This is a genomic window from Streptococcus sp. SM3, from assembly GCF_027497875.1.
Genome location: NZ_JAJNSA010000039.1, coordinates 1 through 23,326, shown reverse-complemented (window position 1 = coordinate 23,326; position 23,326 = coordinate 1). Strand labels below are relative to the sequence as shown.

At 40.1% G+C, this 23,326-nt stretch carries 27 protein-coding genes; 26 read left to right on the top strand and 1 reads right to left on the bottom strand.

Annotated elements, in window-relative coordinates:
- Positions 1-63: 63 nt before the first annotated feature.
- From PAN06_RS07415 to gap, 22 genes are all read left to right on the top strand, one after another.
- On the top strand, positions 64-1,122 hold the full coding sequence (locus tag PAN06_RS07415) for a zinc-dependent alcohol dehydrogenase family protein (protein WP_004262493.1): 1,059 nt from the start codon (positions 64-66) through the stop codon (positions 1,120-1,122).
- Positions 1,123-1,271: 149 nt separating this feature from the next.
- A complete protein-coding gene (locus tag PAN06_RS07410) occupies positions 1,272-1,637 on the top strand; it encodes a DUF1033 family protein (RefSeq protein ID WP_000286405.1) in 366 nt (121 codons plus the stop codon).
- 77 nt (positions 1,638-1,714) lie between these two features.
- Entirely contained in the window at positions 1,715-2,656 is a 942-nt protein-coding gene (comGA, locus tag PAN06_RS07405) for a competence type IV pilus ATPase ComGA (RefSeq protein WP_269795968.1), read from the top strand.
- A complete protein-coding gene (comGB, locus tag PAN06_RS07400; RefSeq protein WP_080975925.1) occupies positions 2,604-3,620 on the top strand; it encodes a competence type IV pilus assembly protein ComGB in 1,017 nt (338 codons plus the stop codon). The genes comGA and comGB overlap by 53 nt, the downstream gene beginning before the upstream one ends.
- A 1-nt stretch (position 3,621) precedes the next feature.
- Positions 3,622-3,948 carry a competence type IV pilus major pilin ComGC gene (comGC, locus tag PAN06_RS07395; RefSeq protein WP_045606658.1) on the top strand — a complete coding sequence of 109 codons (327 nt, stop codon included), beginning with the start codon at positions 3,622-3,624 and terminating at the stop codon, positions 3,946-3,948.
- A complete protein-coding gene (gene comGD, locus PAN06_RS07390) occupies positions 3,941-4,345 on the top strand; it encodes a competence type IV pilus minor pilin ComGD (protein WP_247930602.1) in 405 nt (134 codons plus the stop codon). Before comGC ends, comGD begins: the two co-directional genes overlap by 8 nt.
- A complete protein-coding gene (comGE, locus tag PAN06_RS07385) occupies positions 4,308-4,610 on the top strand; it encodes a competence type IV pilus minor pilin ComGE (RefSeq protein WP_125386708.1) in 303 nt (100 codons plus the stop codon). Before comGD ends, comGE begins: the two co-directional genes overlap by 38 nt.
- Positions 4,573-5,034 carry a competence type IV pilus minor pilin ComGF gene (comGF, locus tag PAN06_RS07380; RefSeq protein ID WP_225742424.1) on the top strand — a complete coding sequence of 154 codons (462 nt, stop codon included), beginning with the start codon at positions 4,573-4,575 and terminating at the stop codon, positions 5,032-5,034. The genes comGE and comGF overlap by 38 nt, the downstream gene beginning before the upstream one ends.
- Positions 5,012-5,425, top strand: a complete 414-nt coding sequence (gene comGG, locus PAN06_RS07375; RefSeq protein ID WP_269795967.1) for a competence type IV pilus minor pilin ComGG — start codon at positions 5,012-5,014, stop codon at positions 5,423-5,425. Before comGF ends, comGG begins: the two co-directional genes overlap by 23 nt.
- A gap of 32 nt (positions 5,426-5,457) precedes the next feature.
- Positions 5,458-6,045 carry a class I SAM-dependent methyltransferase gene (locus PAN06_RS07370; RefSeq protein WP_269795966.1) on the top strand — a complete coding sequence of 196 codons (588 nt, stop codon included), beginning with the start codon at positions 5,458-5,460 and terminating at the stop codon, positions 6,043-6,045.
- A gap of 60 nt (positions 6,046-6,105) precedes the next feature.
- The gene (locus tag PAN06_RS07365; RefSeq protein ID WP_269795965.1) at positions 6,106-7,059 is read left to right on the top strand and encodes a class I SAM-dependent methyltransferase; all 954 of its coding nucleotides are present in this window, start codon (positions 6,106-6,108) and stop codon (positions 7,057-7,059) included.
- 50 nt (positions 7,060-7,109) lie between these two features.
- Positions 7,110-8,300 carry an acetate kinase gene (locus tag PAN06_RS07360; protein WP_004262471.1) on the top strand — a complete coding sequence of 397 codons (1,191 nt, stop codon included), beginning with the start codon at positions 7,110-7,112 and terminating at the stop codon, positions 8,298-8,300.
- 148 nt (positions 8,301-8,448) lie between these two features.
- Positions 8,449-8,820 carry a ribonuclease P protein component gene (gene rnpA / locus PAN06_RS07355; RefSeq protein WP_000739243.1) on the top strand — a complete coding sequence of 124 codons (372 nt, stop codon included), beginning with the start codon at positions 8,449-8,451 and terminating at the stop codon, positions 8,818-8,820.
- On the top strand, positions 8,795-9,619 hold the full coding sequence (locus tag PAN06_RS07350; RefSeq protein WP_346732060.1) for a membrane protein insertase YidC: 825 nt from the start codon (positions 8,795-8,797) through the stop codon (positions 9,617-9,619). Before rnpA ends, PAN06_RS07350 begins: the two co-directional genes overlap by 26 nt.
- 17 nt (positions 9,620-9,636) lie before the next feature.
- A complete protein-coding gene (gene jag, locus PAN06_RS07345) occupies positions 9,637-10,626 on the top strand; it encodes an RNA-binding cell elongation regulator Jag/EloR (protein ID WP_269795963.1) in 990 nt (329 codons plus the stop codon).
- Positions 10,627-10,676: 50 nt separating this feature from the next.
- Positions 10,677-11,300, top strand: a complete 624-nt coding sequence (locus PAN06_RS07340; RefSeq protein WP_269795962.1) for an HI_0552 family protein — start codon at positions 10,677-10,679, stop codon at positions 11,298-11,300.
- Between the two features lie 116 nt (positions 11,301-11,416).
- Positions 11,417-13,393: a transketolase gene (gene tkt, locus PAN06_RS07335; RefSeq protein WP_004262467.1), complete on the top strand. Its 1,977-nt coding sequence runs from the start codon at positions 11,417-11,419 to the stop codon at positions 13,391-13,393.
- Positions 13,394-13,510: 117 nt separating this feature from the next.
- Positions 13,511-13,810, top strand: coding sequence for a preprotein translocase subunit YajC (gene yajC, locus PAN06_RS07330; protein ID WP_000445810.1), 300 nt, complete (start codon positions 13,511-13,513; stop codon positions 13,808-13,810).
- 46 nt (positions 13,811-13,856) lie between these two features.
- Complete coding sequence (locus tag PAN06_RS07325) at positions 13,857-14,300, top strand: low molecular weight protein-tyrosine-phosphatase (protein ID WP_004262466.1); 444 nt, start codon at positions 13,857-13,859, stop codon at positions 14,298-14,300.
- Positions 14,287-14,697, top strand: a complete 411-nt coding sequence (locus PAN06_RS07320; RefSeq protein ID WP_000429311.1) for an MORN repeat-containing protein — start codon at positions 14,287-14,289, stop codon at positions 14,695-14,697. The genes PAN06_RS07325 and PAN06_RS07320 overlap by 14 nt, the downstream gene beginning before the upstream one ends.
- 300 nt (positions 14,698-14,997) lie before the next feature.
- Positions 14,998-17,649: a bifunctional acetaldehyde-CoA/alcohol dehydrogenase gene (gene adhE, locus PAN06_RS07315; protein ID WP_269795961.1), complete on the top strand. Its 2,652-nt coding sequence runs from the start codon at positions 14,998-15,000 to the stop codon at positions 17,647-17,649.
- A gap of 319 nt (positions 17,650-17,968) precedes the next feature.
- Complete coding sequence (gap, locus tag PAN06_RS07310) at positions 17,969-18,976, top strand: type I glyceraldehyde-3-phosphate dehydrogenase (RefSeq protein WP_000260685.1); 1,008 nt, start codon at positions 17,969-17,971, stop codon at positions 18,974-18,976.
- Between the two features lie 67 nt (positions 18,977-19,043).
- Here gap and PAN06_RS07305 read toward each other — a convergent pair whose 3' ends face one another.
- The gene (locus PAN06_RS07305; RefSeq protein WP_346732058.1) at positions 19,044-19,919 is read right to left on the bottom strand and encodes an RluA family pseudouridine synthase; all 876 of its coding nucleotides are present in this window, start codon (positions 19,917-19,919) and stop codon (positions 19,044-19,046) included.
- Between the two features lie 86 nt (positions 19,920-20,005).
- Here PAN06_RS07305 and pbp2a point away from each other — a divergent pair, with 86 nt between their 5' ends.
- Genes pbp2a through nusG form a run of 4 tightly spaced genes read left to right on the top strand, consistent with a single transcriptional unit; the run spans position 20,006 to position 23,182 of the window.
- Complete coding sequence (gene pbp2a / locus PAN06_RS07300; protein WP_269795960.1) at positions 20,006-22,201, top strand: penicillin-binding protein PBP2A; 2,196 nt, start codon at positions 20,006-20,008, stop codon at positions 22,199-22,201.
- A gap of 52 nt (positions 22,202-22,253) precedes the next feature.
- The gene (gene rpmG, locus PAN06_RS07295; RefSeq protein ID WP_001809375.1) at positions 22,254-22,406 is read left to right on the top strand and encodes a 50S ribosomal protein L33; all 153 of its coding nucleotides are present in this window, start codon (positions 22,254-22,256) and stop codon (positions 22,404-22,406) included.
- A gap of 9 nt (positions 22,407-22,415) precedes the next feature.
- Complete coding sequence (gene secE, locus PAN06_RS07290; RefSeq protein WP_001210990.1) at positions 22,416-22,592, top strand: preprotein translocase subunit SecE; 177 nt, start codon at positions 22,416-22,418, stop codon at positions 22,590-22,592.
- A 53-nt stretch (positions 22,593-22,645) separates the two neighbouring features.
- Entirely contained in the window at positions 22,646-23,182 is a 537-nt protein-coding gene (nusG, locus tag PAN06_RS07285; protein ID WP_000376740.1) for a transcription termination/antitermination protein NusG, read from the top strand.
- Positions 23,183-23,326 lie beyond the last annotated feature (144 nt).

Sequence of the window (23,326 nt, the reverse complement as noted above, 5' to 3'; positions counted from 1 at the left end):
ACAAATGAAAAGGCTTACAATTGTATTATAAATAGTACAAATAAAAAAACGGAGGAGTGCTTTATGAAAGCCTATACTTATGTTAAACCAGGACTTGCTTCTTTTGTTGACGTTGACAAACCAGTGATTCGCAAGCCAACAGACGCTATTGTGCGTATCGTAAAAACCACTATTTGTGGAACAGACCTCCATATTATCAAAGGGGATGTTCCCGCTTGCCAAAGTGGTACCATTCTTGGTCACGAAGGAATTGGGATTGTTGAAGAAGTTGGAGAAGGAGTTTCGAACTTCAAAAAAGGCGACAAGGTCTTGATTTCTTGTGTTTGTGCCTGTGGTAAATGCTACTACTGTAAAAAAGGAATTTATGCCCACTGTGAAGACGAAGGGGGCTGGATTTTCGGTCACTTAATTGATGGTATGCAGGCTGAATATCTACGTGTCCCTCATGCAGATAATACTCTTTACCATACTCCAGAAGACTTGTCAGATGAAGCCTTGGTTATGCTATCAGACATTCTACCTACTGGATATGAAATTGGTGTCTTGAAAGGGAAAGTAGAACCTGGTTGTAGTGTAGCCATTATTGGTTCAGGCCCTGTTGGATTGGCTGCTCTCTTGACAGCTCAATTCTATTCACCAGCTAAATTGATTATGGTGGACTTAGACGATAACCGCTTGGAAACTGCTTTATCATTCGGTGCGACTCATAAGGTTAATTCTTCAGACCCTGAAAAAGCCATTAAAGAAATTTATGATTTGACAGATGGCCGTGGTGTAGATGTCGCTATCGAAGCTGTTGGTATTCCTGCAACATTTGATTTCTGTCAAAAAATTATCGGTGTAGACGGAACAGTTGCCAACTGTGGTGTACATGGTAAACCAGTTGAATTTGATTTGGACAAGCTTTGGATTCGCAACATCAATGTAACAACTGGTTTGGTATCTACAAATACAACTCCACAATTGTTGAAAGCTCTTGAAAGTCATAAGATTGAACCAGAAAAATTGGTAACTCATTATTTCAAACTAAGTGAAATTGAAAAAGCCTATGAAGTCTTCGGTAAGGCAGCAGATCACCATGCCATTAAGGTCATTATCGAAAACGATATCTCAGAATCCTAAGAAACAAAAAGTTTTTATCATATAAGTAAATAGAAATTCAGTCATCATAAGATGGCTGGATTTTTTATCTGGAAATTAAGAAATGAGCATATTTCTTTTCTTGTCTGGCGGAATTGGTTATAATATACGGTACAAAGGAATGAATGAATATGTATCGTGTTATAGAAATGTACGGAGATTTTGAACCTTGGTGGTTCTTAGAAGGTTGGGAAGAAGACATTGTAGCAAGTAAGAAATTTGACCAGTATTATGATGCTCTCAAATACTACAAAACTTGCTGGTTTAGATTGGAACAAGAATCCCCTCTTTATAAAAGTAGAAGTGACTTGATGACTATTTTTTGGGATCCAGAAGATCAACGCTGGTGTGATGAATGTGATGAGTATTTACAACAATACCATTCTTTGGCTCTTTTGCAGGATGAGCAGGTTATCCCAGATGAAAAATTACGTCCAGGCTATGAAAAACAAACAGGTAAGGAAAGGCACCGTTCTTGCCGTATGAAATTAAAATAGAGAAAAAGTAACTTTTTTGGAGTTGCTTTTTTTATTTTTCCCAAATCTTTGCGAATAGTATAGGTGAGGAGGTAAGTATGGTTCAAGAAATTGCACAAGAAATCATTCGTTCGGCTCGGAAAAAAGGGGCGCAGGATATTTATTTTGTTCCTAAGTTAGACGATTATGAGCTTCATATGAGGGTAGGAGACGAGCGCTGTAAAATTGGTAGCTATGATTTTGAAAAGTTTGCGGCCGTTATTAGTCACTTTAAGTTTGTGGCGGGTATGAATGTGGGAGAAAAGCGACGTAGTCAACTTGGTTCCTGTGATTATGAATATGACCAGAAGATGGCGTCCCTACGTTTATCTACAGTAGGCGATTATAGAGGGCATGAGAGTTTAGTTATTCGCTTGCTGCATGATGAGAAACAGGACTTGCATTTTTGGTTTCAGGATATTGATGAATTGGGCAAGCAGTACAGGCAACGTGGTCTCTATCTCTTTGCTGGTCCAGTCGGAAGTGGCAAGACAACCCTGATGCATGAATTGGCCAAGTCTCTCTTTAAAGGACAGCAAGTCATGTCCATCGAAGATCCTGTAGAAATCAAGCAGGACGACATGCTCCAATTACAGTTGAATGAAGCGATTGGGCTTACCTATGAAAATCTCATCAAGCTTTCCTTACGTCATCGACCAGATCTCCTGATTATTGGAGAAATTCGGGACAGCGAGACGGCGCGTGCAGTGGTCAGAGCCAGTTTGACAGGTGCGACAGTCTTTTCAACCATTCATGCCAAGAGCATCCGAGGTGTTTATGAGCGCCTGCTAGAGTTGGGTGTGAGTGAGGAAGAGTTGGCAGTTGTTCTGCAAGGAGTCTGCTATCAGAGATTAATCGGGGGAGGAGGAATCGTTGACTTTGCAAACAAAGACTATCAAGAACACCAACCAACTAGCTGGAATGAACAGATTGACCAGCTTCTTAAAGATGGACATATCACAAGTCTTCAGGCTGAAACGGAAAAAATTAGCTACAGCTAAGCAAAAAAATATCATCACCTTATTTAATAATCTCTTTTCCAGCGGTTTTCATCTAGTGGAGACTATCTCCTTTTTAGATAGGAGTGCCTTGTTGGACAAGCAGTGCGTGACCCAGATGCGCACGGGCTTGTCTCAGGGGAAATCATTCTCAGAAATGATGGAAGGTTTGGGATTTTCAAGTGCCATTGTCACTCAGTTATCCCTAGCGGAAGTCCATGGAAATCTCCACCTGAGTTTGGGAAAGATAGAAGAGTATCTAGACAATCTGGCCAAGGTCAAGAAAAAACTAATTGAAGTAGCGACCTATCCTTTGATTTTACTGGGATTTCTTCTTTTAATCATGCTGGGGCTACGGAACTATCTACTACCACAACTGGATAGTAGCAATATTGCCACCCAAATTATCGGCAATCTGCCACAAATCTTTCTAGGAATGGTAGGCCTTGTTTCAGTAGGTGTCCTTTTAGCACTAACTTTTTATAAAAGAAGTTCTAAGATGCGCGTCTTTTCTATCCTAGCACGCCTTCCTTTTCTTGGAATCTTTGTGCAGACCTATTTGACAGCCTATTATGCGCGTGAATGGGGGAATATGATTTCACAGGGAATGGAGCTGACGCAGATTTTTCAGATCATGCAGGAACAGGGTTCTCATCTCTTTAAAGAAATCGGTCAAAATCTAGCTAGATCCTTACAAAATGGTCAGGAATTTTCTCAGACGATAGCGACATATCCATTCTTTAAGAAGGAGTTGAGCTTGATTATTGAATATGGGGAAGTCAAGTCCAAGCTGGGTAGTGAGTTGGAAATCTATGCTGAAAAAACTTGGGAGGCCTTTTTTACCCGAGTCAATCGCACCATGAATTTTGTGCAGCCACTGGTTTTTATCTTTGTGGCACTGATTATCGTTTTACTTTATGCGGCAATGCTCATGCCCATGTATCAAAATATGGAGGTAAATTTTTAAAATGAAAAAAATGATGACATTCTTGAAAAAAGCTAAGGTTAAAGCTTTCACACTTGTGGAGATGTTGGTGGTCTTGCTCATCATCAGTGTGCTTCTATTACTCTTTGTACCTAATCTGACCAAGCAAAAAGAAGCAGTCAACGACAAAGGAAAAGCTGCTGTTGTTAAGGTGGTAGAAAGCCAGGCAGAGCTTTATAGCTTGGATAAAAATGAAGATGCTAGCCTAAGCAAGTTACAAGCAGATGGGCGTATTACTCCTGAACAGGCTAAAGCCTATAATGAATACTATACTAAAAACGGAGGAGCAAATCGTAAAGTCAATGATTAAGGCCTTTACCATGCTGGAAAGTCTATTAGTTTTGGGTCTTGTGAGTATCCTTGCCTTGGGCTTGTCCGACTCTGTCCAGTCCACTTTTGCGGCGGTAGAGGAGCAGATTTTCTTTATGGAGTTTGAAGAACTGTATCGGGAAACCCAAAAACGCAGTGTAGCTAGTCAGCAAAAGACTAGTCTAAACTTAGCTGGGCAAACGATCAGTAATGGCAGTCAAAAGTTGACAGTTCCTAAAGGAATTAAGGTACCATCAGGCCAAAACATTACATTTGACCGAACTGGGGGCAATTCGTCCCTGGCTAAGGTTGAATTTCAGACCAGCAAAGGAGCGATTCGTTATCAATTATATCTAGGAAATGGAAAAATTAAACGCATTAAGGAAACAAAAAATTAGGGCAGTAATTTTACTAGAAGCAGTAGTTGCTCTAGCTATCTTTGCCAGTATTGCTACCCTTCTTTTGGGACAAATTCAAAAGAATAGGCAAGAAGAAGCAAAAATCTTGCAGAAAGAAGAAGTTGTGCGTGTAGCTAAGATGGCACTACAGACAGGTCAAAATCAGGTAAAGATAAACGGAGTTGAGATTCAGGTGTTTTCTAGTGAAAAAGGATTGGAGATTTATCATGGTTCAGAACAGTTGTTGGCGATTAAAGAGCCATAAGGTCAAGGCTTTCACCTTGTTGGAATCCTTGATTGCCCTCATTGTCATCAGTGGAAGCTTACTTCTCTTTCAAGCCATGAGTCAGCTCCTCATTTCAGAAGTTCGCTACCAGCAGCAAAGCGAGCAAAAAGAGTGGCTCTTGTTTGTGGACCAGCTGGAGGCAGAATTAGACCGTTCGCAGTTCGAAAAAGTGGAGGGCAATCGCCTCTATATGAAGCAAGATGGCAAGGATATCGCTATGGGTAAATCCAAATCAGATGATTTTCGAAAAACTGATGCCAGTGGACGAGGATATCAGCCTATGATTTATGGACTTAAATCTGCGCAGATTACAGAGGATAATCAGTTGGTGCGTTTTCGTTTCCAGTTCCAAAAAGGCTTAGAAAGGGAGTTCATCTATCGTGTGGAAAAAGAAAAAAGTTAAGGCAGGTGTTCTCATCTATGCAGTCACCGTGGCAGCCATCTTTAGTCTTTTGTTACAATTTTATTTGAACCGACAAGTCGCCCACTATCAAGATTACGCTTTAAATAAAGAAAAGCTGGTCGCTTTTGCCATGGCCAAACGAACCAAAGATAAGGTTGATCAAGAAAGTGGGGAACAGGCCTTTAATCTGGGTCAAGTGAGTTATCAAAATAAGAAAACAAGCTTGGTGACGACGGTTCGTACGCCTAAGAGTCAATATGAGTTCATCTTTCCTTCCGTCAAAATCAAAGAAGAGAAAACAGATAAAAAGGAAAAGGTAGTGACTGATTCAAGTAATCAAGCAGAGAAGAAAAAATCAGAAGAGAAAGTTGAAAAGAAAGAGAATTCCTAGCCAATCAAGCTACTTTGTGCTAAACTAAAAATATGAAACATGATTTTAACCACAAAGCAGAAACTTTCGATTCCCCTAAAAATATCTTCCTTGCAAACTTGGCTTGTCAAGCAGTCAAGAAACAGATTGATCTTCTATCAGACAAAGAAATTTTGGATTTCGGTGGAGGGACGGGGCTGTTAACCTTGCCTCTAGCCAAGCAGGCCAAGTCTGTGACATTGGTGGATATTTCGGAGAAAATGCTGGAGCAAGCTCGTTTGAAAGCGGAGCGGCAAGACATCAAGAATATCCACTTTTTGGAGCAAGATTTACTGGAAAAACCCTTGGAGAAAGAGTTTGATCTCATTGTTGTTTGTCGTGTTCTTCATCATATGCCTGATTTGGATGCGACTCTCTTACTGTTTTATCAACATTTGAGGGAAGATGGACAACTCCTACTTGCTGATTTTACCAAGACAGAAGCTAACCATCATGGATTTAAATTGCCTGAACTGGAAAACAAGCTAGCCCAGTTTGGTTTTTTATCTGTGCATAGTCAGATCCTCTATAGCGCCGAAGACTTGTTTCAAGGAAATTATTCAGAACTCTTTTTAACAGTAGCCCAAAAATCACTCGCCTAGTCAGGGAGTGATTTTTCTATAAGGATGGAAAAAAGAAGGGAAATTTGATAAGATAGGAATATGGATTTTGAAAAAATTGAACAAGCTTATACGTATTTACTAGAGAATGTCCAAGTTATCCAAAGTGATTTGGCAACCAACTTTTATGACGCCTTGGTGGAGCAAAACAGCATCTATTTGGATGGTGAGACTGAGTTAGAGCAGGTCAAGGAGAACAATCAGGCCCTTAAACGCTTAGCACTACGCAAAGAAGAATGGCTCAAGACCTATCAATTTCTCTTGATGAAGGCTGGGCAGACAGAACCCCTACAGGCCAATCACCAGTTTACACCAGATGCCATTGCTTTACTTTTGGTGTTTATTGTGGAAGAGCTGTTTAAAGAGGAGGAAATCACTATCCTCGAAATGGGTTCTGGCATGGGAATTCTGGGAGCTACTTTCTTGACCTCACTTGATAAAAAGGTGGATTACTTGGGAATGGAAGTGGATGATTTGCTGATTGATCTGGCAGCTAGCATGGCAGATGTAATTGGTTTGCAGGCTGGCTTTGTCCAAGGAGATGCCGTTCGTCCACAAATGCTCAAAGAAAGCGATGTGGTCATCAGCGACTTGCCTGTCGGCTATTATCCTGATGATGCCGTTGCGTCGCGCCATCAAGTTGCTTCTAGCCAAGAACATACTTACGCCCATCACTTGCTCATGGAACAAGGTCTAAAGTATCTCAAGTCAGACGGATACGCTATTTTTCTCGCTCCGAGTGATTTGTTGACCAGTCCTCAAAGTAACTTGTTGAAAGGCTGGTTTAAAGAAGAGGCAAGTCTGGTTGCCATGATTAGTCTGCCTGAAAATCTCTTTGCTAGCGCCAAACAATCTAAGACTATTTTTATCCTACAGAAGAAAAGTGAAATAGCAGTAGAGCCTTTTGTTTATCCACTTGCTAGCCTGCAAGATGCAAGTGTTTTAATGAAATTTAAAGAAAATTTTCAAAAATGGACTCAAGGTACTGAAATATAAAATAGATTTTGTTATAATAGATGAAAACGCTTAAAAAGGGGTATCATATTATGACAAAAACAATTGCAATCAATGCGGGAAGTTCAAGTTTGAAATGGCAGTTATACTTAATGCCAGAAGAAAAAGTATTGGCGAAAGGTTTGATTGAACGTATCGGTTTGAAAGATTCAATTTCAACTGTAAAATTTGACGGCCGTTCTGAACAACAAATTTTAGATATCGAAAATCATACACAAGCTGTTAAAATCTTATTGGATGACTTGATTCGTTTCGATATTATCAAGGCATATGATGAGATTACTGGTGTTGGTCACCGTGTTGTTGCAGGTGGAGAATATTTCAAAGAATCAACGGTTGTTGAGGGAGATGTTTTAGAAAAAGTTGAAGAGTTGAGTTTGTTGGCTCCTCTCCACAATCCAGCCAATGCAGCAGGTGTTCGTGCCTTCAAGGAATTATTGCCAGACATTACTAGTGTAGTTGTTTTTGATACTTCATTCCACACAAGTATGCCAGAGAAAGCTTATCGCTACCCTCTACCAACAAAATATTACACAGAAAACAAGGTTCGTAAATATGGTGCCCACGGTACAAGTCACCAGTTTGTAGCAGGAGAAGCTGCAAAACTCTTGGGCCGTCCATTAGAAGACTTGAAATTGATTACTTGCCATATCGGTAATGGAGCTTCTATCACAGCTGTTAAGGGGGGTCAATCTGTTGATACTTCAATGGGCTTCACTCCACTTGGTGGTGTGATGATGGGAACTCGTACAGGAGATATTGACCCAGCTATCATTCCTTACTTAATGCAATATACAGAGGACTTTAATACTCCTGAGGACATTAGTCACGTCCTTAATCGTGAATCAGGACTAATGGGGGTTTCAGGTAAATCCAGTGATATGCGTGATGTGATTGCTGCTATGAAAGAAGGGGACCACGATGCCACTTTGGCTTATGAAATGTATGTTGACCGTATCCAAAAACATATCGGTCAATACCTTGCGGTCCTAAATGGAGCAGATGCTATTATCTTTACTGCAGGTATCGGTGAAAATGCTGCAAACGTACGTGAAGATGTTATTTCAGGTATCTCTTGGTTTGGCTGTGATGTTGACCCAGAGAAGAATGTCTTTGGTGTGACAGGAGATATCTCAACAGAGGCAGCGAAAATCCGTGTTTTGGTTATTCCAACTGATGAAGAATTAGTCATTGCCCGTGACGTTGAACGCTTGAAAAAATAAGTAAAACTAGAAAAATATTCAGTACAAGGAGTTGGGAAAGAGATTTTTCCAGCTTCTTTTTCTGATGGAAATGTCCAAAACCTTGCTATGATTGGCTTTTTTGAAAAATATGGTATAATAGTAGTAATTTAATAGATGGAGTTGAGTTTTGAAGAAAAACTTTCGTGTAAAAAGAGAGAAAGATTTTAAGGCGATTTTCAAGGAGGGGACAAGTTTTGCCAATCGCAAATTTGTTGTCTACCAACTAGAAAACCAGAAAAACCATTTTCGAGTAGGTCTATCAGTTAGCAAAAAACTGGGGAATGCCGTCACTAGAAATCAAATTAAGCGACGGATTCGGCATATTATCCAGAATGCAAAAGGGAGTCTGGTAGAAGATGTCGACTTTGTTGTCATTGCTCGAAAAGGAGTCGAAACCTTGGAATACGCAGAGATGGAGAAAAATCTACTCCACGTATTAAAATTATCAAAGATTTACCAGGAAGGAAATGGGAGTGAAAAAGAAACTACAGTTGACTAGTTTGCTAGGACTGTCTCTATTGATCATGACAGCCTGTGCGACTAATGGGACAACTAGCGATATTACAGCCAATTCGGCTGATTTTTGGAGTAAATTTGTTTACTTCTTTGCGGAAATTATTCGCTTTTTATCGTTTGATATCAGTATCGGAGTGGGGATTATTCTCTTTACGGTCTTGATTCGTACAGTTCTCTTGCCAGTCTTCCAAGTGCAAATGGTGGCTTCCAGAAAAATGCAGGAAGCTCAACCACGTATTAAGGCGCTTCGAGAACAATATCCGGGTCGAGATATGGAAAGCAGAACCAAGCTAGAGCAAGAAATGCGTAAAGTCTTTAAAGAAATGGGTGTCAGACAGTCAGATTCTCTTTGGCCAATTTTGATTCAGATGCCGCTTATCTTGGCCTTGTTCCAAGCTCTATCAAGAGTTGACTTTTTAAAGACAGGTCATTTCTTATGGATTAACCTTGGTGGTGTGGATACAACCCTTGTTCTTCCGATTTTAGCAGCTGTATTTACCTTTTTAAGTACTTGGCTGTCTAATAAAGCCTTGTCTGAGCGTAATGGCGCTACGACTGCGATGATGTATGGTATTCCAGTCTTAATCTTTATCTTTGGGGTTTATGCTCCGAGCGGAGTCGCTCTCTACTGGGCAGTGTCCAATGCTTATCAAGTCTTGCAAACCTATTTCCTGAATAATCCATTCAAGATTATCGCAGAGCGCGAGGCCGTAGTGCAGGCACAAAAAGATTTGGAAAATAGAAAAAGAAAAGCCAAGAAAAAGGCTCAGAAAACGAAATAATAAGGAGGAATCTGGTAATGGTAGTATTTACAGGTTCAACTGTTGAAGAAGCAATCCAGAAAGGATTGAAAGAATTAGATATCCCAAGACTAAAGGCTCATATTAAAGTCATTTCTCGTGAAAAAAATGGATTTCTTGGTTTATTTGGTAAAAAACCAGCTCAAGTTGATATTGAAGCTATTAGTGAAACAACGGTCATTAAAGCCAATCAACAGGCTGTCAAGGGTGTTCCTAAAGAAATTAATGAACAAAATGAACCAGTTAAAACAGTCAGCGAAGCAACCGTTGATTTGGGGCATGTTGTAGAAGCAATTAAAAAGATTGAAGAAGAAGGCCAAGGGGTTTCTGATGAAGTCAAGGCTGAAATCTTGAAAAATGAAAAACATGCTAGCACTATTTTGGAAGAAACTGGGCATATTGAGATTCTAAATGAATTACAGCTTGAAGAAGCTGGTTTCCGAGAAGAAGTAGCAACTCCTGTTGTTGAGACTCAAGCTGAAGAAACTGAAAGTCAAGAATTAGAAGATTTGGGCTTAAAGGTGGAACCAAGCTTTGATATTGAACAAGTAGCTACGGAAGTAACGACTTATGTTCAAACGATTATTGATGATATGGACGTTGAGGCGACGATTTCAAATGACTATAACCGTCGTAGCATCAATTTACAAATTGATACCAATGAGCCAGGTCGTATTATCGGTTACCATGGTAAAGTTTTGAAGGCCTTGCAACTATTGGCTCAAAATTATCTTTACAATCGCTATTCAAGAACCTTCTATATCACTATTAATGTCAATGATTATGTTGAACATCGTGCAGAAGTCTTGCAGACCTACGCTCAAAAATTGGCGACTCGCGTTTTAGAAGAAGGGCGTAGTCATCAAACAGATCCAATGTCAAATAGCGAACGTAAGATTATCCATCGTATTATTTCACGTATGGATGGCGTGACTAGTTACTCTGAAGGTGACGAGCCAAATCGCTATGTCGTTGTAGATACAGAATAAGTAAAATCAGGTTTATCCTGATTTTTTGCTAGTTAGAAGAGGTTAAACGGATGTTGAATAAGATAAGAGACTATCTAGACTTTGCAGGTTTGCAGTACCGTAATCCTGATAAAGCAGGAGAAGAGCGAGAGAAGATGCTGGAATTGCGTTACAAAGGCCAAGAGGCTCGAAAGGCTTTTACAGAACTGGCTAAAGCATTTCAAGCCAGTCATCCAGAATGGCAACTCCAACAGACTAGTCAGTGGATGAATCAGGCGCAACGTTTACGACCACATTTCTGGGTTTATCTACAGCGTGAGGGGAAAGTGACAGATCCTATGATGGCTCTTCGTTTGTATGGGACATCTGCTGACTTTGGGATTTCTTTAGAGGTCAGTTTTGTCGAACGTAAGAAAGATGAACAGACCTTAGACAAGCAAGTCAAGATTTTAGAGCTTTCAGTGGTAGAAGGGATTTATTATCTAGTCTACTCTGATGGTCAAAGTCAACGGTGGGAGGCTAATGAAGAAAATCGTCAAATTTTAAGAAATAAACTATCCAATCAGGAAATCCGGAAAGTGTTAGTTAAAGCAGATGTTTCTTTTATTGAAAATCAATCATTAGAAGTGATTTTAGAAAAATTAGAAGAAGCTTATGAACGCTTGCTTCCCTACTATCAGGCGACTAGAGGGTAGAAAATAGATGACTTATCTAGCGTCGAATTGTTTAATTGCTATTCTATGTATTTTTTCATATAATAGTAAAATAGAATGTGGGGTTCAATCATCACCTCAAATAGAAAGGAAATTCTATGTCAAATCTATCTGTTAATGCAATTCGTTTCCTAGGTATTGACGCTATCAACAAAGCCAACTCAGGTCACCCAGGTGTGGTTATGGGAGCAGCTCCGATGGCATACAGCCTCTTTACAAAACAACTTCGTATCAATCCAGCTCAACCAAACTGGATTAACCGCGACCGCTTTATTCTTTCAGCAGGACATGGTTCAATGCTCCTGTATGCCCTTCTTCACCTTTCTGGTTTTGAAGATGTCAGCATGGATGAAATCAAGAGCTTCCGTCAATGGGGTTCAAAAACACCAGGTCACCCAGAATTTGGTCATACAGCAGGAATTGATGCTACAACAGGTCCTCTAGGTCAAGGGATTTCAACTGCCACTGGTTTTGCCCAAGCAGAACGTTTCTTGGCAGCCAAATATAACCGCGAAGGCTACAATATCTTTGACCACTATACTTATGTTATCTGTGGAGACGGAGACTTGATGGAAGGTGTCTCAAGCGAGGCAGCTTCATACGCAGGTCTGCAAAAACTTGATAAGTTGGTTGTTCTTTATGATTCAAATGACATCAACTTGGATGGTGAGACAAAAGATTCCTTTACAGAAAGTGTTCGTGACCGTTACAATGCCTACGGTTGGCATACAGCTTTGGTTGAAGATGGAACAGACTTGGAAGCTATCCATGCTGCTATCGAAACAGCTAAAGCTTCAGGCAAACCCTCTTTGATTGAAGTGAAGACTGTTATTGGATACGGTTCTCCAAACAAACAGGGAACTAATGCCGTACATGGTGCCCCTCTTGGAGCAGATGAAACTGCAGCAACTCGTCAAGCCCTTGGTTGGGACTACGAACCATTTGAAATTCCAGAACAAGTTTATGCTGATTTCAAAGAACATGTTGCAGACCGTGGTGCATCAGCTTATCAAACGTGGACTAAATTAGTTGCTGATTATAAAGAAGCGCATCCAGAATTGGCTGCAGAAGTAGAGGCTATCATCGATGGACGTGATCCGGTTGAAGTGACTCCAGCAGACTTCCCAGCCTTAGAAAATGGTTTCTCTCAAGCAACTCGTAACTCGAGTCAGGATGCTTTGAACGTTGTGGCAGCTAAGTTACCAACCTTCCTAGGTGGATCAGCTGACCTAGCTCACTCAAACATGACTTATATCAAGACTGACGGACTTCAAGACGATGCTAATCGCTTGAACCGTAACATTCAGTTTGGTGTTCGTGAATTTGCTATGGGAACGATCTTGAACGGGATGGCCCTTCACGGTGGACTTCGAGTATACGGTGGAACTTTCTTCGTCTTCTCTGACTATGTGAAGGCAGCTGTCCGCTTGTCAGCCTTACAAGGACTTCCTGTGACTTATGTCTTTACCCACGATTCAATCGCAGTCGGGGAAGATGGTCCTACGCACGAACCAGTTGAGCACTTAGCAGGTCTTCGTGCCATGCCAAATTTGAATGTTTTCCGTCCAGCAGATGCGCGTGAAACGCAAGCAGCTTGGTACCTTGCAGTGACAAGTGAGAAAACACCAACTGCCCTTGTCTTGACCCGTCAAAACTTGACTGTTGAAGAGGGAACAGACTTCGACAAGGTTGCAAAAGGTGCCTATGTTGTCTATGAAAATGCATCAGACTTTGATACCATCTTGATTGCGACAGGTTCAGAGGTTAATCTTGCTGTCTCAGCTGCCAAAGAATTGGCTAGTCAAGGAGCAAAAGTCCGTGTAGTCAGCATGCCATCTACAGATGTCTTTGATAAACAAGATGCAGCATACAAGGAAGAAATTCTTCCAAATGCAGTTCGCCGTCGTGTTGCAGTCGAAATGGGTGCAACTCAAAACTGGTACAAATACGTTGGTCTTGATGGTGCCGTTCTCGGTATTGATACCTTCGGAGCCTCTGCCCCAGCACCAAAAGTATTGGCAGAATATGGCTTTACTGTAGAAAATCTTGTAAAAGTCGTTCAAAACTTGAAATAATTCTAAAAATCAGGGCGCAAGCTCTGGTTTTTTCTTACTAGAAAAGCAAGGTACAATCTTGTAAAAGTAGCTGAAATTTGATATAGTAGTCCTATGTAAAAGACAAAGGAGAATATAATGGAATCACAATATACATTTTTAATCATTCTTGTGGCTATGGTGGGCTTGATGTTCTTTACGCAACGCTCTCAAAAGAAACAAGCACAAAAACGTATGGAAAGCTTGAATAAATTACAAAAAGGCTATGAAGTTATTACAATCGGTGGCCTTTATGGAACAGTCGATGAAGTAGATACAGAAAAGAAAACAATTGTTCTTGATGTAGATGGGGTTTACTTGACTTTTGAACTAGCTGCTATCAAGACAGTATTACCACTTAAAGAAACAGCTTCACTAGAAGGCGCAATTGAAAAATAAGACGGGATCACTAACTCCCGTTTTTCTATAAAAGAAAGGAAATGGGATGAAAAAACTAGTTTTTGTCTGTCTGGGAAATATTTGCCGCAGCCCTATGGCCGAGTTTGTGATGAAATCAATGACAGATAATTATGAAATCCAAAGTCGAGCGACTTCCTCTTGGGAACATGGTAATCCGATTCATAAGGGAACTCAAGGGATTTTTCAACAGTATCAGATTCCTTATGATAAAGGCAAGACATCGCTTCAGATTAGTAAGGAAGATTTTGAAGCCTTTGATTATATTATCGGTATGGATGCTTCAAATGTTTCTGACTTACGTCAGATGTGTCCAGCAGACTGTAAAGATAAGATTTACTCATTCGCATCTGAAAGTGTTCCAGATCCTTGGTATACAGGAGATTTTGAGGAAACCTATCAGCGTGTTCAAGAGGGTTGTCAAGCTTGGTTAGAACGTTTAGAAAAGGGGAGTGAAGATGGAAAATCTTAAGAATTTTTACGACAAGTATCGTATCTATCTGACTCGTCCACGTTTAGAGATTTTGGCAGTAGTTACCATTGTTTTTTGTGCTGTACTCGTCTTTTTTCTAAATATTCCCGGAAAAGGCGTTCTAAAGCTTGATAATGGAACGATTGTTTACGATGGCAGTCTTGTACGTGGTAAAATGAATGGCCAAGGTACCATTACCTTCCAAAATGGGGACCAGTATACTGGTGGTTTCAACAATGGAGCCTTCAACGGAAAAGGTACCTTTCAATCTAAAGAAGGCTGGACCTACGAAGGTGATTTTGTAAATGGTCAGGCTGAAGGAAAAGGGAAACTAACAACAGAACAAGAAGTCGTTTATGAAGGGACTTTTAAACAAGGCGTTTTTCAACAAAAATAAAGCCTCCTTATCAAAGGAGGTATTGTTATCATTTAAAAGTAAGCGCTTACTAGAAAATCTATCTCTTTCCAAGCTCCTCTTCCAATCAAGCTTGTGAAATAAAAAAATATTTGAAATTCATTTCACAAACTCTAAAGAAAAAACTTGATAAGTAAAGAAAATGAGAAAAAATTCACAAACAATAAAAAATTCTTTGTGAAATGTTTATGAAACTGTTTACAAAGTTGAAATAATGCGTTATAATAAACTTGTGAAAAAATTAACAAAGGATATCGATCCTTGAAAGCTATGGAGGAAAATATGGCTGATAAAAAAACTGTGACACCAGAAGAAAAGAAACTCGCTGCTGAAAAGCATGTCGACGGCTTGGTGCAAAAAGCTTTAGTTGCTCTTGAGGAAATGCGTAAACTCGACCAAGAACAGGTCGACTACATCGTAGCTAAAGCGTCAGTGGCAGCTTTGGATGCCCACGGAGAATTGGCTCTACATGCCTATGAAGAAACAGGACGTGGTGTATTTGAAGACAAAGCAACTAAGAACTTGTTTGCTTGTGAACACGTAGTAAACAACATGCGCCACACTAAAACAGTTGGTGTTATCGAAGAAGACGATGTAACAGGTTTGACTCTTATCGCTGAACCAGTTGGCGTTGTTTGTGGTATCACTCCAACAACAAACCCAACATCAACAGCAATCTTCAAATCATTGATTTCATTGAAGACACGTAATCCAATTGTCTTTGCCTTCCACCCATCAGCTCAAGAATCATCAGCTCACGCAGCTCAAATCGTTCGTGATGCTGCGATTAAAGCAGGTGCTCCTGAAAACTGTGTACAGTGGATTACTGAACCATCTATGGAAGCAACTAGTGCGCTTATGAACCACGAAGGTGTTGCAACAATCCTTGCAACAGGTGGTAATGCCATGGTTAAAGCTGCATACTCATGTGGTAAACCAGCTCTTGGAGTAGGTGCCGGAAACGTTCCAGCTTATGTTGAAAAATCAGCTAACATCCGCCAAGCTGCACACGATATCGTCATGTCTAAATCATTTGACAACGGTATGGTTTGTGCCTCAGAGCAAGCGGTTATCATTGACAAAGAAATTTACGATGAATTTGTAGCAGAGTTCAAATCATATCACACTTACTTTGTAAACAAAAAAGAAAAAGCACTTCTTGAAGAATTCTGCTTCGGCGTGAAAGCAAACAGCAAAAACTGTGCTGGTGCAAAATTGAACGCTGACATCGTTGGTAAACCAGCAACTTGGATTGCAGAGCAAGCAGGATTTACAGTTCCAGAAGGAACAAACATTCTTGCTGCAGAATGTAAAGAAGTTGGTGAAAATGAGCCATTGACTCGTGAAAAATTGTCACCAGTTATTGCAGTTTTGAAATCTGAAAGCCGTGAAGATGGTATTACTAAGGCTCGTCAAATGGTTGAATTTAACGGTCTTGGGCACTCAGCAGCTATCCACACAGCTGATGAAGAATTGACTAAAGAATTTGGTAAAGCTGTTAAAGCTATTCGTGTTATCTGTAACTCACCTTCTACTTTCGGTGGTATCGGGGACGTTTACAATGCCTTCTTGCCATCATTGACACTCGGATGTGGTTCTTACGGACGCAACTCAGTTGGGGATAACGTTAGTGCCATTAACCTTTTGAATATCAAAAAAGTCGGAAGACGGAGAAATAACATGCAATGGATGAAACTTCCTTCAAAAACATACTTTGAACGTGATTCAATTCAATACCTTCAAAAATGTCGTGACGTTGAACGTGTCATGATCGTTACTGACCATGCCATGGTAGAGCTTGGTTTCCTTGATCGTATCATCGAACAACTTGATCTTCGTCGCAATAAGGTTGTTTACCAAATCTTTGCTGATGTAGAACCAGATCCAGATATCACTACAGTTGAACGTGGTACTGAAATCATGCGTGCCTTCAAACCAGATACAATCATCGCTCTTGGTGGTGGATCTCCAATGGATGCTGCTAAAGTAATGTGGCTCTTCTACGAACAACCAGAAGTGGACTTCCGTGACCTTGTACAAAAATTCATGGATATCCGTAAACGTGCCTTCAAATTCCCATTGCTTGGTAAGAAGACTAAATTCATCGCAATCCCAACAACATCTGGTACAGGATCTGAAGTAACACCATTTGCCGTTATCTCTGATAAAGCAAATAACCGTAAATACCCAATCGCTGACTACTCATTGACACCAACTGTGGCAATCGTAGACCCTGCTTTGGTATTGACAGTTCCTGGATTTGTTGCTGCGGACACTGGTATGGACGTATTGACTCACGCGACTGAAGCTTACGTATCACAAATGGCTAGCGACTACACTGACGGTCTTGCACTTCAAGCCATCAAGCTTGTATTTGAAAACCTTGAAAGCTCAGTTAAGAATGCAGACTTCCATTCACGCGAAAAAATGCATAACGCTTCAACTATTGCTGGTATGGCCTTTGCAAATGCCTTCCTAGGTATTTCTCACTCAATGGCCCATAAGATTGGTGCGCAATTCCACACAATCCACGGTCGTACTAATGCTATCTTACTTCCATACGTCATCCGCTACAACGGTACACGTCCAGCTAAGACAGCAACATGGCCTAAGTACAACTACTACCGTGCAGATGAAAAATACCAAGATATCGCACGCATGCTTGGACTTCCAGCTTCTACACCAGAAGAAGGGGTTGAATCTTACGCAAAAGCTGTCTACGAACTTGGTGAGCGCGTAGGTATCCAAATGAACTTCAAAGCACAAGGTATTGACGAAAAAGAATGGAAAGAACATTCTCGTGAATTGGCCTTTCTTGCTTATGAAGACCAATGTTCACCAGCTAACCCACGCCTTCCAATGGTTGACCATATGCAAGAAATCATCGAAGATTCTTACTATGGCTACAAAGAAAGACCAGGACGCCGTAAATAATTGTTATCAGCCTAGAGGCAGGAATTTCCTGTCTCTTTTCTTGTGGAATTGGAGTGTTGAAAATAATTTTTATTTTTTCTATTTTCACTTTTCATCTGAAAAGGAAAGTGGGAAATGATTAGGTAGACAAAGAAAGAAAGCAGTATAGGCTTTCAAAGGAGAAAGAAAAATAAGTGGGGTATAGACAAAAAACAACGCCCGTACTTGCAATTAAATTTAAATAGTTATATAATAGGTTTGTTGAAAGGTGATTTGTAGTGATTCAAGTTACTCTTTTCACAATAAAAATTTCATGATTTTCATAAGGAGGAAATCACTAATGGTAGTTAAAGTTGGTATTAACGGTTTCGGACGTATCGGTCGTCTTGCTTTCCGTCGTATCCAAAACGTAGAAGGTGTTGAAGTTACACGCATCAACGACCTTACAGATCCAGTTATGCTTGCACACTTGTTGAAATACGACACAACTCAAGGTCGTTTCGACGGTACTGTTGAAGTTAAAGAAGGTGGATTCGAAGTTAACGGTAAATTCGTTAAAGTTTCTGCTGAACGTGATCCAGAACAAATCGACTGGGCTACTGACGGTGTAGAAATCGTTCTTGAAGCTACTGGTTTCTTTGCTAAGAAAGAAGCAGCTGAAAAACACCTTAAAGGTGGAGCTAAAAAAGTTGTTATCACTGCTCCTGGTGGAAACGACGTTAAAACAGTTGTATTCAACACTAACCACGATGTTCTTGACGGTACTGAAACAGTTATCTCAGGTGCTTCATGTACTACAAACTGCTTGGCTCCAATGGCTAAAGCTCTTCAAGACAACTTTGGTGTTGTTGAAGGATTGATGACTACTATCCACGCTTACACTGGTGACCAAATGATCCTTGACGGACCACACCGTGGTGGTGACCTTCGCCGTGCTCGCGCTGGTGCTGCAAACATCGTTCCTAACTCAACTGGTGCTGCAAAAGCTATCGGTCTTGTAATCCCAGAATTGAACGGTAAACTTGACGGATCTGCACAACGCGTTCCAACTCCAACTGGATCAGTTACTGAATTGGTAGCTGTTCTTGAAAAGAACGTTACTGTTGATGAAGTGAACGCAGCTATGAAAGCAGCTTCAAACGAATCATACGGTTACACAGAAGATCCAATCGTATCTTCAGATATCGTAGGTATGTCTTACGGTTCATTGTTTGACGCAACTCAAACTAAAGTTCTTGACGTTGACGGTAAACAATTGGTTAAAGTTGTATCATGGTACGACAACGAAATGTCATACACTGCACAACTTGTTCGTACTCTTGAATACTTCGCAAAAATCGCTAAATAATTCTTGAGTCGATAAAAAGCAAGACCTCTGGTCTTGCTTTTTAAATATTTAAAAATGGATGACGCTATCATCCATTCTTTTTTAACTCTTTTTCAAAAGTATCTGATAGGGTAGTGAAGCTTAATTTCTCTAGAGTAAGTGGATGGGTAAAGGACAGTCGAAAGGCGTGGAGCATAAGCCGACTTGTTTTTGATTTACTATTATAGAGAGGGTCGCCTAAAATAGGGAAGTTATGATGCGAAAGGTGGACACGGATTTGATGTGTTCGACCTGTCTTTAGTTTGCAACGAACAAGAGTTGTTTTGTTGGGAAATTGCTTTAACTTGCTTACATGTGTTTCAGCATATTGCCCATTTTTTGCATCAACTATTCTTTTTCTACGATCATGGCGATCACGTCCGATTTTATCACTGAAAACAAGCTTTCTGCTACTGATTTTTCCATCAACTAGTGCCCAGTATTCCCTAGAAATCTCTTTTTTCTCCAGTAAGCGATTGAGAATAGGCAGGATAAAAGGATTTTTGGCAAAGAGAACCAAACCACTGGTTTCCATGTCCAGACGATGAACGACATGGCAGGTTTGGCCAACATAGGCACTGACATGGTTAAGAAGGGCGATTTCGTTTGGCTGATTACCATGCGTTTTCATCCCCTCTGGTTTGTTGACAATAATCAAGTGTTGATCTTGATAAACTTCCTGAACGAGGTTTGGGTTGCCCCAAGGGATTTCTTTTTCGGGATAATCTTCCTCATCAAAAGTTAACTGGCAAATATCTCCAGGATTTACCATCTCGTTCCAGTGAACTTCTTCTTGATTTATCAAAATATGTTTCTTGATTCTCAAAAAATGACGGATTTTTCTAGGGATGAGGAGTTGCTCCTCTAGTAATTGCTTAACCGTCATTTGAGGTAGAGAGTCTGGTAATGTAAATGTGAATTTCATACAGATATTGTAACAAAAAAAGACCTATTTTGATAGGAAATAGCTAAATTCTTGTCTTCCTATGACGAAGATGATAAAATAAACGCATGAAATTAGATAAATTGTTTGAGAAATTTCTTTCTCTTTTTAAAAAAGAAACAAGTGAACTAGAGGACTCTGATTCTACTAGCTTACGTCGCTCTCGTAGTGATCGAAAAAAATTAGCCCAAGTGGGTCCAATTCGAAAATTCTGGCGTCGCTATCATCTAACAAAGATTGTCCTTATACTAGGTTTGAGTGCAAGCTTGCTAGTTGGAACCTATTTGTTTGCTGTTGCCAAATCAACCAATGTCAATGATTTACAAAATGCCTTGAAAACTCGAACTCTCATTTTTGACCGTGAAGAAAAGGAGGCTGGTGCCTTGTCCGGTCAAAAAGGAACATATGTTGAATTGACTGATATCAGTAAAAATTTGCAGAATGCCGTTATTGCGACAGAAGACCGTTCTTTTTATAAAAATGACGGGATTAACTATGGTCGTTTCTTCTTGGCGATTATCACTGCTGGTCGTTCAGGTGGTGGTTCTACTATTACCCAACAGCTGGCTAAAAATGCCTATCTGTCGCAGGATCAAACTGTTGAGAGAAAAGCGAAAGAATTTTTCCTTGCCTTAGAATTAACAAAAAAATATAGTAAGGATCAAATTCTAACCATGTACCTTAACAACGCTTATTTTGGAAATGGTGTGTGGGGTGTAGAAGATGCGAGTAAGAAATATTTTGGAGTTTCTGCGTCAGAAGTGAGTTTGGATCAAGCTGCGACTCTGGCAGGAATGCTAAAGGGGCCGGAACTGTATAATCCTTTGAATTCTGTAGAAGATTCTACCAATCGTCGCGATACTGTTTTGCAGAATATGCTTGCAGCGGGTTACATTGATAAAAACCAAGAAACCGAAGCTGCAGAAGTTGATATGACTTCGCAATTGCACGATAAGTATGAAGGAAAAATCTCAGATTATCGCTATCCTTCTTACTTTGATGCGGTGGTTAATGAAGCTGTTTCCAAGTATAATCTAACAGAGGAAGAAATTGTCAATAATGGCTACCGCATTTATACAGAGCTGGACCAAAACTATCAAGCAAATATGCAGGTTGTCTATGAAAATACATCGCTATTTCCGAGGGCAGAGGATGGAACATTTGCTCAATCAGGAAGTGTGGCTCTCGAACCGAAAACAGGTGGAGTTCGTGGAGTTGTCGGTCAGGTTGCTGGCAATGATAAAACTGGATTCCGGAATTTCAACTATGCAACTCAATCAAAACGTAGCCCTGGTTCTACAATTAAGCCTTTAGTTGTTTATACGCCTGCAGTTGAAGCTGGCTGGGCTTTGAATAAGCAGTTGGATAACCATACTATGCAGTATGACAGCTATAAGGTTGATAACTATGCCGGGATCAAAACGAGTCGAGAAGTTCCTATGTATCAAGCCTTGGCAGAATCGCTTAATCTGCCTGCTGTTGCCACTGTTAATGATTTGGGCGTTGATAAGGCTTTTGAGGCAGGCGAAAAATTCGGACTCAACATGGAAAAGGTCGACCGTGTTCTTGGCGTCGCCTTGGGAAGCGGTGTTGAAACCAACCCTCTGCAAATGGCTCAAGCATATGCTGCCTTTGCAAATGAAGGTTTAATGCCGGAAGCTCATTTTATTAGTAGAATTGAAAATGCTAGTGGTCAGGTCATTGCGAGCCATAAAAATTCACAAAAACGGGTGATTGATAAGTCTGTAGCTGATAAGATGACCAGTATGATGTTGGGGACATTCACCAACGGTACCGGTATTAGTTCATCTCCTGCAGATTATGTCATGGCAGGAAAAACTGGAACAACTGAAGCTGTTTTCAATCCTGAATACACAAGTGACCAGTGGGTAATTGGTTATACTCCGGATGTAGTGATTAGTCACTGGCTTGGTTTCCCTACCACTGATGAAAGCCACTATCTAGCAGGATCTACTTCAAACGGTGCAGCCCATGTCTTTAGAAACATTGCAAATACCATTTTACCTTATACGCCAGGAAGTACCTTTACAGTTGAAAATGCTTACAAGCAAAATGGAATTGCACCAGCCAATACAAGAAATCAAGTACAGAGTAATGAAGAAAATCAGGCGGATAATAGCCTTTCTGATATTAGAAGTCGTGCACAAAATCTGGTAGATGAGGCTAGCCGTGCTATCTCGGATGCTAAAATTAAGGAAAAGGCTCAAACGATATGGGATTCGGTAGTCAATCTATTTCGTTAAGATGCTTGTCAAAGCCTAGCTTTCTTGTTATAATAGATAAGATGGAGGCGTTATGGCATTAAAAAAAGCAAGCCTAGCTTGTGCGGTTTGTGGTTCGAGAAACTATTCAATCAAGATCAGCGGAAACCCCAAGCCAACACGACTAGAAGTAAATAAATTTTGTAAACATTGTGGTAAGTACACTACACACAGAGAAACGAGATAGGAGAGAGCGATGCGTTTTATTGGAGATATTTTTAGACTTCTTAAAGACACAACATGGCCAACTCGCAAGGAAAGCTGGAGAGATTTTCGTTCTATCATGGAATACACTGCTTTCTTTGTTGTGATTATTTATATTTTTGACAAGTTGATTGTTTCAGGTTTGATTCGATTTATTAATATTTTTTAGAAGACCTGTGGAGTTATTCACGCTAGAAATCTTCTATTATGAAAGGAAGTATCATGGATAGTTTTGATAAAGGATGGTTTGTTTTACAAACTTATTCTGGTTATGAAAATAAGGTAAAAGAAAATCTATTACAACGTGCACAAACCTACAATATGTTGGATAATATTTTACGTGTTGAAATTCCAACACAAACAGTGCAAGTTGAAAAAAATGGAAAGAGAAAAGAAGTAGAAGAGAATCGCTTTCCAGGTTATGTTCTTGTGGAAATGGTGATGACAGATGAAGCTTGGTTTGTTGTTCGAAACACACCAAACGTTACAGGATTCGTCGGATCTCACGGAAATAGATCAAAACCAACTCCATTATTGGAACAAGAAATCCGTGATATCTTGGTTTCTATGGGACAAACTGTACAAGAGTTTGATATCGATGTTGAAGTTGGTCAAACTGTACGTATCATTGATGGTGCTTTTGCAGATTATACTGGTAAGATTACAGAGATTGATAACAATAAAGTGAAGATGATTATCTCTATGTTTGGTAATGACACAGTTGCAGAAGTAAACCTAAACCAAATTGCAGAATTATAACCCTGAGAGAGGCAAGACCTCTCTTTTTTGTGCAGTTTAGACGGTGTAGGGAACAGAATGGGGAAAATGGGACAAAAGTGTTTCTGAATCTGTTAAACTGTATCTAGAAAGGGGAACGTTATGTTTAAAGAATTGTATAAAGAA

Excerpts from the sequence above, each read along its gene's own strand:
- PAN06_RS07415 (WP_004262493.1), top strand. The coding sequence starts at position 64 with ATGAAAGCCTATACTTATGTTAAACCAGGACTTGCTTCTTTTGTTGAC.
- PAN06_RS07410 (WP_000286405.1), top strand. The coding sequence starts at position 1,272 with ATGTATCGTGTTATAGAAATGTACGGAGATTTTGAACCTTGGTGGTTC.
- comGA (WP_269795968.1), top strand. The coding sequence starts at position 1,715 with ATGGTTCAAGAAATTGCACAAGAAATCATTCGTTCGGCTCGGAAAAAA.
- comGB (WP_080975925.1), top strand. The coding sequence starts at position 2,604 with ATGGACATATCACAAGTCTTCAGGCTGAAACGGAAAAAATTAGCTACA.
- comGC (WP_045606658.1), top strand. The coding sequence starts at position 3,622 with ATGAAAAAAATGATGACATTCTTGAAAAAAGCTAAGGTTAAAGCTTTC.
- comGD (WP_247930602.1), top strand. The coding sequence starts at position 3,941 with ATGATTAAGGCCTTTACCATGCTGGAAAGTCTATTAGTTTTGGGTCTT.
- comGE (WP_125386708.1), top strand. The coding sequence starts at position 4,308 with ATGGAAAAATTAAACGCATTAAGGAAACAAAAAATTAGGGCAGTAATT.
- comGF (WP_225742424.1), top strand. The coding sequence starts at position 4,573 with ATGGTTCAGAACAGTTGTTGGCGATTAAAGAGCCATAAGGTCAAGGCT.
- PAN06_RS07370 (WP_269795966.1), top strand. The coding sequence starts at position 5,458 with ATGAAACATGATTTTAACCACAAAGCAGAAACTTTCGATTCCCCTAAA.
- PAN06_RS07365 (WP_269795965.1), top strand. The coding sequence starts at position 6,106 with ATGGATTTTGAAAAAATTGAACAAGCTTATACGTATTTACTAGAGAAT.
- PAN06_RS07360 (WP_004262471.1), top strand. The coding sequence starts at position 7,110 with ATGACAAAAACAATTGCAATCAATGCGGGAAGTTCAAGTTTGAAATGG.
- jag (WP_269795963.1), top strand. The coding sequence starts at position 9,637 with ATGGTAGTATTTACAGGTTCAACTGTTGAAGAAGCAATCCAGAAAGGA.
- PAN06_RS07340 (WP_269795962.1), top strand. The coding sequence starts at position 10,677 with ATGTTGAATAAGATAAGAGACTATCTAGACTTTGCAGGTTTGCAGTAC.
- tkt (WP_004262467.1), top strand. The coding sequence starts at position 11,417 with ATGTCAAATCTATCTGTTAATGCAATTCGTTTCCTAGGTATTGACGCT.
- yajC (WP_000445810.1), top strand. The coding sequence starts at position 13,511 with ATGGAATCACAATATACATTTTTAATCATTCTTGTGGCTATGGTGGGC.
- PAN06_RS07325 (WP_004262466.1), top strand. The coding sequence starts at position 13,857 with ATGAAAAAACTAGTTTTTGTCTGTCTGGGAAATATTTGCCGCAGCCCT.
- PAN06_RS07320 (WP_000429311.1), top strand. The coding sequence starts at position 14,287 with ATGGAAAATCTTAAGAATTTTTACGACAAGTATCGTATCTATCTGACT.
- adhE (WP_269795961.1), top strand. The coding sequence starts at position 14,998 with ATGGCTGATAAAAAAACTGTGACACCAGAAGAAAAGAAACTCGCTGCT.
- gap (WP_000260685.1), top strand. The coding sequence starts at position 17,969 with ATGGTAGTTAAAGTTGGTATTAACGGTTTCGGACGTATCGGTCGTCTT.
- PAN06_RS07305 (WP_346732058.1), bottom strand. The coding sequence starts at position 19,919 with ATGAAATTCACATTTACATTACCAGACTCTCTACCTCAAATGACGGTT.
- pbp2a (WP_269795960.1), top strand. The coding sequence starts at position 20,006 with ATGAAATTAGATAAATTGTTTGAGAAATTTCTTTCTCTTTTTAAAAAA.
- rpmG (WP_001809375.1), top strand. The coding sequence starts at position 22,254 with ATGGCATTAAAAAAAGCAAGCCTAGCTTGTGCGGTTTGTGGTTCGAGA.
- secE (WP_001210990.1), top strand. The coding sequence starts at position 22,416 with ATGCGTTTTATTGGAGATATTTTTAGACTTCTTAAAGACACAACATGG.
- nusG (WP_000376740.1), top strand. The coding sequence starts at position 22,646 with ATGGATAGTTTTGATAAAGGATGGTTTGTTTTACAAACTTATTCTGGT.